Origin of the sequence: Chryseobacterium sp. CFS2, from assembly GCF_036543225.1 — a bacterium.
Classification (GTDB): Bacteria; Bacteroidota; Bacteroidia; order Flavobacteriales; family Weeksellaceae; genus Chryseobacterium; species Chryseobacterium culicis_A.
In genome coordinates this window covers 207,096-219,843 of record NZ_JAZHQU010000005.1, presented here as the reverse complement: position 1 = coordinate 219,843, position 12,748 = coordinate 207,096, and the positions used below count along the sequence as shown (strand labels likewise).

10 protein-coding genes are annotated in these 12,748 nt (G+C 35.7%); 3 read left to right on the top strand and 7 right to left on the bottom strand.

The annotated features are described in order from the left end of the window. Positions 1 to 38: 38 nt before the first annotated feature. Complete coding sequence (locus tag ODR02_RS13780) at positions 39 to 2,141, bottom strand: T9SS type B sorting domain-containing protein (RefSeq protein WP_309513060.1); 2,103 nt, start codon at positions 2,139 to 2,141, stop codon at positions 39 to 41. 200 nt (positions 2,142 to 2,341) lie between these two features. Beyond that, positions 2,342 to 3,139, bottom strand: a complete 798-nt coding sequence (locus ODR02_RS13775; RefSeq protein ID WP_105684235.1) for a hypothetical protein — start codon at positions 3,137 to 3,139, stop codon at positions 2,342 to 2,344. 204 nt (positions 3,140 to 3,343) lie between these two features. Between ODR02_RS13775 and glgP the strand changes: the two genes are divergently transcribed. Then, entirely contained in the window at positions 3,344 to 5,008 is a 1,665-nt protein-coding gene (gene glgP, locus ODR02_RS13770) for an alpha-glucan family phosphorylase (RefSeq protein WP_309513061.1), read from the top strand. 2 nt (positions 5,009 to 5,010) lie between these two features. On the opposite strand, the gene ODR02_RS13765 is transcribed toward glgP, so the two are convergent. From ODR02_RS13765 to ODR02_RS13750, 4 genes are all read right to left on the bottom strand, one after another. Beyond that, positions 5,011 to 6,015: a formylglycine-generating enzyme family protein gene (locus tag ODR02_RS13765; RefSeq protein ID WP_309513062.1), complete on the bottom strand. Its 1,005-nt coding sequence runs from the start codon at positions 6,013 to 6,015 to the stop codon at positions 5,011 to 5,013. 134 nt (positions 6,016 to 6,149) lie between these two features. Next, a complete protein-coding gene (locus ODR02_RS13760; RefSeq protein WP_309513063.1) occupies positions 6,150 to 7,754 on the bottom strand; it encodes a sulfatase in 1,605 nt (534 codons plus the stop codon). Positions 7,755 to 8,118: 364 nt separating this feature from the next. After that, positions 8,119 to 8,307: a DUF6496 domain-containing protein gene (locus ODR02_RS13755; RefSeq protein ID WP_209785878.1), complete on the bottom strand. Its 189-nt coding sequence runs from the start codon at positions 8,305 to 8,307 to the stop codon at positions 8,119 to 8,121. A gap of 12 nt (positions 8,308 to 8,319) precedes the next feature. Further along, on the bottom strand, positions 8,320 to 8,793 hold the full coding sequence (locus tag ODR02_RS13750; protein WP_209785879.1) for a hypothetical protein: 474 nt from the start codon (positions 8,791 to 8,793) through the stop codon (positions 8,320 to 8,322). Positions 8,794 to 8,919: 126 nt separating this feature from the next. Between ODR02_RS13750 and ODR02_RS13745 the strand changes: the two genes are divergently transcribed. Both ODR02_RS13745 and ODR02_RS13740 read left to right on the top strand, forming a co-directional pair. Next, complete coding sequence (locus ODR02_RS13745) at positions 8,920 to 11,049, top strand: S9 family peptidase (RefSeq protein ID WP_309513064.1); 2,130 nt, start codon at positions 8,920 to 8,922, stop codon at positions 11,047 to 11,049. Between the two features lie 8 nt (positions 11,050 to 11,057). After that, positions 11,058 to 11,768 (top strand): hypothetical protein, encoded by a 711-nt coding sequence (locus ODR02_RS13740; RefSeq protein ID WP_309513065.1) that lies wholly within the window; start codon positions 11,058 to 11,060, stop codon positions 11,766 to 11,768. A 38-nt stretch (positions 11,769 to 11,806) separates the two neighbouring features. Here ODR02_RS13740 and ODR02_RS13735 read toward each other — a convergent pair whose 3' ends face one another. Continuing rightward, a complete protein-coding gene (locus tag ODR02_RS13735) occupies positions 11,807 to 12,631 on the bottom strand; it encodes a GLPGLI family protein (protein WP_309513066.1) in 825 nt (274 codons plus the stop codon). Positions 12,632 to 12,748 lie beyond the last annotated feature (117 nt).

Genomic DNA, 12,748 nt, shown 5'->3' with positions numbered 1-12,748 from the left:
TCAAATGAAGTGGTTTTATCTATGTATAAAATTTATTGTTATTCTCTGTTTTTCACCAATACCCAACCGGTAAATTTAATGGCGGTATTCTTTTTATCATTTTCATTCCAAGTAATAGAATACCAATAGGTTCCGGTAGGAACTCTTCTTCCGCCCTGGGTGCCGTCCCACTTATAGCCATTTGATCTGTCTGCCTGGAATATTTTATTTCCATATCGGTCAAAAACATTCATGATCAGATTTTGTTTGTTGGCCAATGCAGAATAATCAATTACATCATTTATTCCATCGGCATTCGGGGTAATCACATTAATCAAATTAGGGACTACAATTCCTATCTCTATCGGATCACAGTCATAGGAATCTTTTACATAGACTTTATGATCTCCTCTTGAAAGATTATTGAACACATTGGAATCCTGCCAGATAATATTATCTATTGAATATTGGTAAGCTGGAGTTCCTCCTATTACAGATACTGTGATTGTATTATTCGAAATATCAATACCGGAAACAACCGGCTGTTCGGAAGGAAGTACTTTTACTGTTTGTGTTGTAACACATTCTCCTGTTTTAAGTTTCACCCAATAGGTTCCTATTCCGGCTTTAATTGTTTGGGTAGTGGCTCCTGTACTCCACTCGTAACTTTTAAATCCAGGTCCTGCATCCAGAGTTGTCTGATCTTCTGCACAAATAGTCACATCTTTAAGTTTATCAGAATAGACAGGGGGAATAACCACTAAAGTCACCTTCGCCACATTATAGCATCCCTGAGCATTAGAAACTCTCACATATACAAATCCATTAGGTGCAATGTAATTATTGGCATTCAGAATTTCATTGGTCTGGCTAACAGCATCAGTGAGTGAAGGATAATATTTTTTTGTAGGATTAGTTTGACCAGTTACTGAAGCATTGACCAGATTAAAAGAAGCTGTAGACGGGCTGGCTTCGATGAAGCATGATCTCAAAGTGGTCTCATTCACAACTACAACCGGATAAAACTTCAAGGTAATCTGTGCTACTGCAGTACATCCAAACTCAGAGGTTACTTTCACATAAATAATTCCTTCTGCAGATACAAATGCCATTGGAGTGGTAATCTCATTGGTTCCGGCATTGAGATCCGCCATTGTGGGATAATATTTCTTAGTAACATTCGGGTTTGCAATAACGTCTGCGGTGGTTAAATCAAATAAAGCTGTGCCCGCATTATTATTGTTACACTGAGTTAATGTTGCATTTTTAGCGGTAATAGATCCATCTTTGAATTTGAATGTTCCGACCTGTTTGCATTTATTAAGAGGATTAGTTGCATTGGTGGGATCGGTATAATTGATACTGTAATAATAGACAGTGGTTGTATTTACCGTGATAGGAGCTGTAATAGGGTTATTCCCTGTAAGAGCATCATTCTGGCTCAGGTGATAGCTTACCCCAAAGTTTTGATTTCCATTAAGAATTCCTGGGGACAATGTAGAAAAATCAAATAAAGCTGTTGTAGAACATATCACCACTTCTCTTGGGTCTGCAGGATTTGCAGCCGGAATTCCGGGAGGATTAAAAGGCTGAGTCTGTATAGCCGGATCTGTAAATGGTGAAGCCAGCGTTGCAGTTCCGCCCCATGTCAAAGAAAACGGAGCTGTGGTAGAACTTGTACTGCTTACCCAGTTGTCAATAAACAAATAATAAGTTTGTCCTGGTAAAACATCAAGATATTTGCAATACGGAGTTAAAGAACCTCCGGCAGCACTTAAAAGCGTACTTGTCATGTTCAATCCTGTAGCAGGCCCAGGCCCGATAACCGTTGCAGCATTACAACGTATGGGTGACCCCAAACTTCCGCAGGTTACATTAGGACCAAAAATTGCCCAGTCATAATCGGCATCCGGATTATTGGGAACAAGATCAAAAGTAAGAGTTCCTCCTGTGGCGATTGTAATTTTATACCAAATAGAGTTGTGCTCTCCAGTAAAGTCTATACAGCTTCCCGAATTGACCAATTCTTTTATATTACCATATCCTGTAGGACTATAAGTGATATTTGAGTTTCCGCAAACAGAAAGTGCGGTAGCACAATCGGCCTGAGCATAGAAAGTATGAGAGAGACATAGAAGTATGAAAAGTAAAAGTTTTCTCATAGATTTAATGTTTTTATGGTTACATCAGTTATACATCGTATTGATATTCAATGCACATCAAATATAATCTTATTTTAATTAAAAACAATAAAATCTAAATAATTTTAAACTATTACAAATTAAAACATTAAATAATTTGAAATTATTCACATTATCTCAAATTAAAGAGTAAAATAACCAAACACAATAAAATATCAGCTTTATTTTATACTAGTAATATTTCCGCAGAGATTTTCCAGATGAAATATTTTATGGAAAGGACTTTTTACTTCTTTCAAATGTTCTTTATCCTGAATGAAAGTATATCTTGAAGCAATAGAATTCATATCCGAAACAATAACCAGCCAGCATTCATCTACAGAAGTATCATAATAAGGAAACTTTTCATTCTTCTTTTCAATGAGTTCCAGAATTTTTTCCGAACAGAGTTCATCAAACAGATTCATACTGTATTCGTGGGTAATGAATACATTTCTGCGATGAAAAGATTTTCTTACACTTTTTATACAGCCTACCGGTTTGTTTTTTTTGATGGTCTTATAAATACTGATGATATTTTCCTGCTGTACTTCCAGGGTATCAAATTTCGTTTCCGGGTGGAATTCTAAAAAATAAACACCACGATATTTCGTAGTGTCTTCCTGTTCTAATATTATTTCTGCCTGACGGAACATTTTATTCAGAGTACTTTCCACTTTCTTCATTTCCAGATGATTGATTACTTCAGTCAGTTCTATTCCAATTTTTTTGTCGTTGAGTTTTGCGATAAAGTCTGGACTCTCACAGGTAAGATTTTCAAATTTAACTTCGGGGAAGTGATGCATAAAAGAATTAAGAAGAAGAATCTCAGATTTCTTTCTGTACTTTTCACGGTCATGCAGCGGAGATTCGTCTATGGTACGGTGATACTTCTCTATGGGCTTTTTTTTCAAATGCCGGTTCAGGTAATATAAACTCAGATTCTTTATCAGATCTTCTTCAGAAAACGTCTTTTTCATGTGTGATTTTTTTATTTAATTAAAGAACACATGCAGCCCTGGGCTTTCATCATTAAAAGTTTTTGATAATCAAAAATTTACACTCTTAAAGGTAAGCAAAAAAACAATCCGATATTTAGTTTTTAAATTAATTTATCGATTAATTAATGTAAAGTTTATTTTCATAATGTATACCTTTGCCTTTTCTAACACAAACGCACATTTATGGATTTTAGGAATTTCAAAATACCCTACACTATCAATCCTCAATATTCCAAAAAAACCGTCTATTTCTCAATGGAATTTGCTCTTGAGCAGGTACTGAAAATATATTCGGGAGGGCTGGGCTTTCTGGCAGGATCTCACATGCGAAGTGCCTATAACCTTAAGCAGGATCTTATTGGAATCGGTATCCTATGGAAGTTCGGTTATTATGACCAGGCAAGAAATCATGATCAGACCTTACAACCTGTATGGACGAGAAAAATGTACAGTTTTCTTGAAGACACCGGAATAAAATTTCAAATCGAAATCCACAGTGCTCCGGTTTGGGTAAAGGTATGGTACCTTGATCCTGAAATTTTCAATACAGCACCTATGTTTTTTCTTTCCACAGATGTTCCGGAAAATGATCACGTTTCCAAAACAATCTGTCACAAGTTGTATGATGCCAATGAATCTACAAAACTTGCACAATATATTTTACTCGGAAAAGGAGGCGCCAAGTTACTGGACGAAATGAATATTGAAAGGGAAGTTTACCATCTTAATGAGGCGCATGGACTTCCGGCGGCATTCTATCTTCTAAAAAAATACAACGGAGATCTTAATAAAGTTAAAGAAAAACTCGTTTTTACAACGCACACACCTGAAGAAGCAGGAAATGAAAAACATAGTTTCAGATTATGTTATGATATGTCCTATTTTTCAGGCTACAGTATGGAAGAGGTAAAAAAGATTGAGGGTTCTGATGATGACCGTTTTAATCATTCTCTTTGTGCATTGAGAATGGCAAGAATCGCCAATGGAGTTTCCCAGCTTCACGGTGTAGTTTCCAGGGCGATGTGGAGTAAATATCAGGGAATCTGCGAAATCACGTCAATTACCAACGCTCAGGAATTTAAATACTGGGCAGACAAACCTCTTTACAATGCAAAAGACGAGAATGATACCACTGTTTTTGATTACCGTAAAAAGTATTTAAAGAAAAAACTGTTTAGTATTGTTGCCGATCAAACAGGTAATTTATTTAATCCTAATGTTTTTACCATGGTCTGGGCCAGAAGATTTGCGGGTTATAAAAGAGCAGAGCTTCTTTTACATGACAAAGAAAGATTCTACAAACTTCTGAACCATCCAAAATATCCGGTACAAATCATCTGGGCAGGAAAGCCTTACCCAATGGATTACTCCGCAATTTCTACCTTCAATACCTTGGTTGAAGAAAGTAAATATCATAAAAACATTGCCGTTCTTACAGGCTATGAACTGTCTTTAAGTAAATCTTTAAAACAAGGTTCTGATGTATGGCTTAATAACCCAAGAGTTCCAAGGGAAGCTTCAGGAACTTCAGGGATGACGGCTGCTATGAACGGTTCAATCAACTTATCCACAGATGACGGCTGGATTCCGGAATTTGCCAAACATGGAGAAAACTCTTTCGTTGTTCCAAAAGCCGATTATCAGAATATGAGCATCTACGAACAGGATAATTATGATTTGAACACCTTATATGAAATCCTTGAAAACGAAATTCTTCCCACCTATTATGACCACCCTGATCAATGGAGAAAAATCCAGTACAATGCTATGAATGATGTAAAAGATCATTTCAACAGCGACAGGATGGCTGATGAATATTACCGAATTCTCTATAATAATCAGAAATAGAATTAATTAATAATGTCTTGAACACACCTGAATCCGGTATGTTCAAGACTTGTATCAGGACTGCTTTTCATACGTCGGGCAACCCTGTATCCACTGCAATAGCTATCATTACATAAAAAGCTTCCTCCACGCAGGCTTCGTTTTACACTATACGGTTCCTGAGGGTCATAAGACCTGTCGGCACCCTGAGGATTTAGAACCAGTCTGCCTTCCAGCTTTTTATAGTAATCGTAGTTGTATAAATCGCTGCACCATTCCCAAACATTTCCGGCCATATCATACAGACCATATCCGTTGGCTTTAAATGATTGTACAGGCGCAAGGGTAATATATCCGTCTTTCTTTTCATTAAGGTAAGGAAATTTTCCTTCCCAACTGTTCGCTTTAGGAACTCCTGTATTGATGGATTCATTTCCCCATGGGTAAATATTATTTTTTAATCCACCCCGTGCTGCAAATTCCCATTCTGCTTCTGTAGGCAAACGTTTACCGGACCATTTACAATAAGCCTGTGCATCATCCCAGCTTATATGCACTACAGGATAGTTGTCTTTTCCTTCAATATTGCTGGCCGGCCCTTGCGGATACTTCCAGTCAGCTCCTTTTACCCATTTCCACCATTGGCTGAAATCATTCAGATTCACAGGTTTATTTGTAGGTTTAAATACTAATGAAGCAGCTACCAATAAGCTATCCGGAGGTTTCGGAGTACCCTCAGGCAGATTTTTTTTTAATTCGTCCCAATTGGGTTTACGTTCTGCAGTTGTGATATAGCCTGTAGCATCTACAAATTTACGGAACTGTGCATTTGTCACTTCTGTTATATCCATATAAAACGGAGAAACTTTTACTCTATGTTTAGGAAATTCATCTGGATCAGCCTGGCTGTTATCACCTCCCATATCAAATTCACCTCCCGGAATCAATATCATTCCTTCCAGAGAAGTATCCCCACTAAAACTAATTGAAGATGAGTCCGTAGTTCTCAACCGCGCGGGTATATTCATGCAGGTATGCCCTGGTTTTTCTTTCGGCGGTTTTGAGATTCTAGCTTTATTACAGGTACATACAACACTTAATGCACTTGTGCATATCATCATCTTTATTACAGAGAACATTATTTATCTGTTTATTTTAGATTTTAAAACTTGGGCTTGCTATACCGCCACCCTTTTTTCAACTGAAGAGAAAGCTGGTTTACCAGTTTTTTAGAAGAAACTTCTTCAGCTATATTGACATTTTCATCAGGATCTTTTTTATGATCATAAAGCTCTCTTGCAAGATAGTTTCCTGGCTTCTCGGCTTCCTTGTCCCATTCAAACCATTCCACGTAACGGTATCGGTCTGTCCTGATGGCATATCCCATTCTTTCTACATTTTGCCCTTCTTTTTTTGCTCCAAACCTCCCTAATAAAAATTGACTGTAGGCAGCTGTCTTCCACGTATGTGCAGGGTTAGTAAGCAAAGGCTTCATGCTGCTTCCCTGAAGATATTCAGGAATTTTAATACCTGCCATATCACATAAGGTAGGATAAATATCAACAAACTCTGTGAGAGCATTGCTTGTTTTTCCTTTTGCCTTTACTCCTGCTCCACTGATAATAAGCGGCACTCTGGTATCAATCTCATAGTTGCTCTGCTTGCACCAACCGTTATGCTCTCCCAGTTTCCAGCCATGATCTCCCCACAATACAATAATGGTATTTTCACTCAACCCTAATTCATCCAGTGTTTTTAACAATCTTCCTATCTGAGCGTCTATATAAGATACAGATGCATAATACGCATGAAGTAGCTCCCGCTGCTTTTTAATATCATAAGGTTCTTCCCAAGGTAAAGGTAAATCAGACCGATCATTATAAGTTCTTAATTCCGCATCACCATGTACGGCAAATTCCGGAGCATTCTCGGGCATGAATTGATTTTTAGCAAGAGGAATGTCGTTTCTGTTATATAAATCCCAGTATTTTTTTGGAGCGTTAAATGGTAAATGCGGACGATAATATCCTACTGAAAAAAAGAAAGGCTGATTTTTTTCTTTTAATTCTTTAAGTTTTTTAATAGCCATAATTGTTTGTGCACCATCATAATAAGCATCATCATCAACATCTGCCATTTCAACGGAATTAGCCTTTGTATAGACAAAACCATAGACATCCGGCTTGCCTCTTCCGCTTTTCTGAAGACTAAGTTCTTTTTCCTTCTGAATCATCTTGTTTTTCTCCAGCAGATACACTGCATCCGGATCAAAAGGATATCCGTCTACATGAAGATCTTCATTCCACGACTTCTCATCAGGAAAAATATTATGAAAGGTTTTTCCGATACCCACCGTATAATAACCATTATTCTTAAAGATCTGCGGAAGCGTTACTACATCTGGCAGGTTTTTCCTCAAATCTGTCTGAAGATCCCACACACGAACAGAGTCAGGCCTCAAACCAGTTAGAAGACTGGCTCTTGACGGATTACATACTGCCTGCTGGCAATATGTTCTTTTAAAAACAACTCCTCTTGCCGCAAGTTTGTCCATATTAGGTGTTTTAATCACCGTATTCCCATAAGAGCCCGTTTCAGGTCTTAAATCATCAATAGGAATAAATAAGATATTAGGTCTTTTTTGCTTTATACCGGATCTCACGCTTTTTTTAGGTCTGGGATTTTCTTTATGGAAACTTCCACCGTTTACCGCTATGCAATTGCAAATTGATATAATGAATAATATGGATCTTAAAATTTTGAACATATGGAATTTGTTTTTTAAAGCCTCTATCCCGTTAAAAATTCGGACCAATGGAGGCATCTTTATTATATAGGCAATGGACAATTTTTATAGTATACACTAATGATTACTCTGGTTTTTAAGTAAAAAAAAAATAAGTAATACGAATTTGCAATAAAAAAGGATAAACTCAATGGTAAAGACATACATCATATATACGTCAATAAACATAATTCACTGGCTTTAAAAACAATACATTAAAACACACTAACAAAAAGCATAGATTCGATCTGGAGGTTCATCTATTTAATTAGCAATTTTATAGGTTTATGATTTCACTTTTCAATAAAAATGCCCGGAAAAAATTTCCAGGCTCTTTTATTGAAGTTTATTTACTTTTTTTCTTTGGAGGTACCTTTAAACCTTCTTCTTTTGCTTCAGAAATGCCTATAGCAATAGCTTGTTTTCTGTTTGTCACTTTCTTTCCGGAAGAAGATTTCAGTTTTCCTTCCTTGAATTCGTGCATCACTTTTCCTACTTTGTCCTGAGCTTTTTCTGAATATTTAGTCTTGCTCATGATCAGATTTTTTTAAGATTTTGGCAGGGATACCCCTAATTCATAAACGCAGGCATGTTTCAAATATTTTGAACGCTCTCTTGATGTTACCGATTCAAAATGATCATTCTTGATCACAATAATCGGGTCTTCTATATTTTCAATTTCAAAATTGGCAAAATAACGTTCATCCGGACTGGTTTTATCATTTCTTGCTTTTATTTTCTGCAGCTCATCTGCATATTTTCTAAATCCCGGATCTGAGGAATGGATAAATTTATACTCATCGCCTGCATACACATAGTAATGAATTTTTTTCTCTATCAACCCCGCCTCATCTGTAATTTCGGGATTATCATTTCCGTCTTTAAACACCACTTCCACCAATGTTCCGCCTTTTTTACGAGCGCATTCTTCAGCGTCAGTAAAGCTGGAAAAACCTGTATAAACAATCTGGTCGTTTAATACATAACGGTTCAGTTTCTGGTTGTATGCATTCGTTTCCATAATTATTATTTGATTTGATTTGATTATAAGTAATGATATTCAATTTTTTTGCCAAAAGGCTTATTTGAAAAGCTTTTTTACACATTTTAATAAAATTATTATCTTTGAAATCCATTAATGCTAGAAATGAAAAAACTACTCTTAACTCTTACTGTAGCTGCGGTATTTCAAAATGTATCAGCACAGGAAATCACTTTAGATAAAATATATTCAGGATACTACCGTGGAAAAGGGATCGCAGGAATCACTTCCATGAAAAACGGAGAGAACTATCTTGTCATTGAACCGTCAGGAATTGCAAAATATTCTTACAAAACCTCACAAAAAGAAGGAAACCTTGTGGACGGAAGATTTGAAAGCTATATTTTTTCTGATGATGAATCTAAAATTCTTTTACAGGTTGGAAGTCAGCCTATTTACAGGCATTCTTTTCTTGGAAAATTTGAGGTAAAAGATTTAAAATCCGGGAAAACAATCAGTTTGAATGAAGGAAAACCGGTTCAGGAACCAACATTTTCGCCAGACGCTACGAAAGTAGCTTTTATTGTTGACAATAATCTTTTCTATCAGGATCTTAGTTCAGGAAAAATTACACAGATTACTACAGATGGTAAGAAAAACTCTATCCTGAATGGTTTGGCTGATTGGGTGTATGAAGAAGAATTCGGACATGCAAAACAATATGAGTGGACAAAGAATTCTGATGCCATCGTATTTGTAAAATCTGATGAAAGCCAGGTTCCGGAAATCTACATTCCCATCTATGGAAAAACTCTTTATCCGGCTGAAATGCGTTATAAATACCCGAAAGCAGGTGAAAAGAATTCTGTGGTTTCAGCACAGCTCTACCGTCTTGACAATGGAAAAACAATGCAGCTGAACTTAGGTTCTTTTAAAAATTATTACATCCCGAATGTATTCCAGACCACAAAACCAGATGAAATTGTTTTAATTACTTCTGAAAGAATCCAGAATGCTTCAGATATTTTAAAAGTAAATACCAAAACAGGAGCTGTTCAGAAATTATTCACTGAAACTGATGATAAATGGATTGATACAGACAGCCCAACATTGGAATTCCTTGAAGATGATTCTTTCCTTTGGTCATCTGAAAGAGATGGAAACCGTCACCTTTACTGGTATGACAAGGATGGTAAGCTCAAAAAGCAGATCACAAAAGGAAACTGGGAAGTAACCGATTATTATGGATTTAATCCTAAATCTAAAGAAATTTACATTCAGACTACTGAAAAAGGGAGCATTAATAAAGTGATTTCCAAAGTGAATATCGAAAACGGAAAAACTCAGCTGATCTCCAATGCGGAAGGAAATAATTCTGCCAATTTCAGCAAGAACTATAATTATTTCATCGAAACCTCTTCTACAGCAGCAAAACCTTATACATATGTTTTAAAAGACGGTAACGGGAAAACGGTAAAAGAACTTCAGAACAACAATGATCAGTTACAGAAGCTAAAGACCGATAATTTTGTTGAAAAAGAATTCATCACCATTCCAAATGCTGTAGGCGATCAGATGAATGCCTGGATTATGAAGCCTAAAAACTTTGATCCCAATAAGAAGTATCCTTTATTTATGTTCCAATATTCCGGACCGGGATCTCAGCAGGTTGCCAATTCATGGGACAACGGAAATGCAATGTGGTTCAACCATCTTGTACAAAAAGGATATATTGTAGCTTGTGTAGACGGACGTGGAACCGGATATAAAGGAGCTAAATACAAGAAAGTAACCTATATGAACTTAGGGAAATATGAGATTGAGGATCAGATCACTGCAGCAAAGTGGTTCGGAAACCAATCTTATGTTGATAAAAGCAGAATCGGAATGTTCGGATGGAGCTTTGGAGGGTATATGACCAGTTTAGCCATGACTAAAGGTGCCCATGTTTTCAAAGTGGGAATCGCAGTAGCACCGGTAACCAACTGGAGATATTATGACTCTGTATACACCGAAAGATTTATGAGAACACCTCAGGAAAACCCTGATGGATATGATAAAAACTCTCCTACAGAATACGCAAACCTATTGAAAGGAAAATTCTTATTAATTCACGGAACGGCTGATGACAATGTTCACTTCCAAAACTCTATTCAGTTCTCTGAAGCTTTGATTCAAAACAAAAAACAGTTTGATTTCATGGCTTATCCAGATAAAAACCACGGAATTAATGGTGGACAGACAAGACCTCAGTTGTATCAGAAAATGACAGATTTTATTCTGAATAATTTATAATATTCACAATGAGAAAAATTATTTTATCCGCCTGTATTCTGTTTTCTCTTTCTGTTCAGTCTCAAATAAAGGCATTAACAGAGGATGGAAAAGAAGTTGTTCTTTTAGATAATAAGACCTGGAAATTTGTAAACGAAAGTGACGAAAAGATTCTCGAAACGATTACAACCAATGAAGAATTATTCGAAAAAACAAAAGAGTCTACTTTTCTGGTAAAAAGTAAAAATGTTGATGGAGGTTTTTATTATGATCCTAAAAAATGGAAAGTTGTAAAAGCTCCGGAAAATTCAACCTTTGTAGAATATGCGTTTAATAACACTTCAAATTCTACTGTGTATGCACTGTTTGGAAGTGAAATTATGCCTATCCAGACCCTAAAGAATCTGAAAGATATTCTGCTTCCTATTATCCAAAGAAATTCAGATTATTTTAAATTAAAAAAATCTGAGTATAGAACCGTTAACGGAATCAAGGTACTTCATTTAGAATACAGTGCCAATGTTAAAGGATTGGATTTTGAATATATTGCAAATCTTTATCTTACCAGCGGAGGTTATTGCAGCATATCCACTCATACTTATGCCAATCAGTTTGATGCCAATAAAAACGAAATGGAAAATTTTGTGAATGGCATTGTAAAATCAGAAAAAGCAAAAACAGCAACGGTAGAGATTAAAGAGGGGCCACCTCCTCCAATGGCTCCCAAAAAAGTAAAATAATAAAAATCCCTTTCAAAATATTTTGAAAGGGATTTTTATTAAGGATATTTTACAACCTTATCCAACTCTATTGGATTATTAAAAGCCTTTATTTTTTTTCTTTCGTTAGCTTCAGCTGGTTTCAACTGTTCTTTGGTGAGAATAGTACCGTCTTCAAGTTCTAATTTTTTCCCTTCAGTTAAAACAAGTCTTCCATTCAATATATATTTAAAAGGACTATCATATAATTCTAACTTCAATTTATCCAGTTTAGCCTGATTAACAGAGATTGCTCTGGAAATAGAATTTTCTAATGAAACCCGTTTATAGGAATCTTGGATTTTTTCACTTTTAATAACTTTAAAGTAATAGTCCTTTTTTCCATCATACAGCTCCATAATAAGTCCGGGCAGACCATTAAACTTATAAGGTCCGTAAGGAATAGGAATATCTTTGGAAAACCATGCTACCCAGTTTCTTCCTCCAAATTGAGTGGTTGCTTTTTGAACCTGATAGCCTCCAAATGTTTTGGTACTGTCTGAGATTTTCCAGTTCTGCTCTGACTTTTCGTTGATTTTATAAAAATTCACATCTCCTATATATTCATAGTTCTGATATTCATTGCTGTTATTTTTCTTTATCAGAAACGAAGTCAGCTTATAGCCTTTATATCCGTATTGATTTTTGGCAGCAAATAATGAATCATTGATATAATAGAACCTATTGTAATAGGCAATATCATCGGGCGTAGTGTCAAGATTAAAATTTTCTTTCATCAAGTTTTGAGAAGCAGAATCCTTCTTAGAAGTGACTTCATAAATAAATCTGTTACTCTGTGAAAAACAAATAAACGTTCCCAGTAATAAAAATAATAGCTTTTTCATAGTTTAATTGGGTCAATTTAAAAAAACTTATTATTTCAGTCAAAGCAATTTTATATTTATTTCATTAATCATTTAGGGCAAGTATTATTTATTTTATCAATTGAAATTAAAAACTTA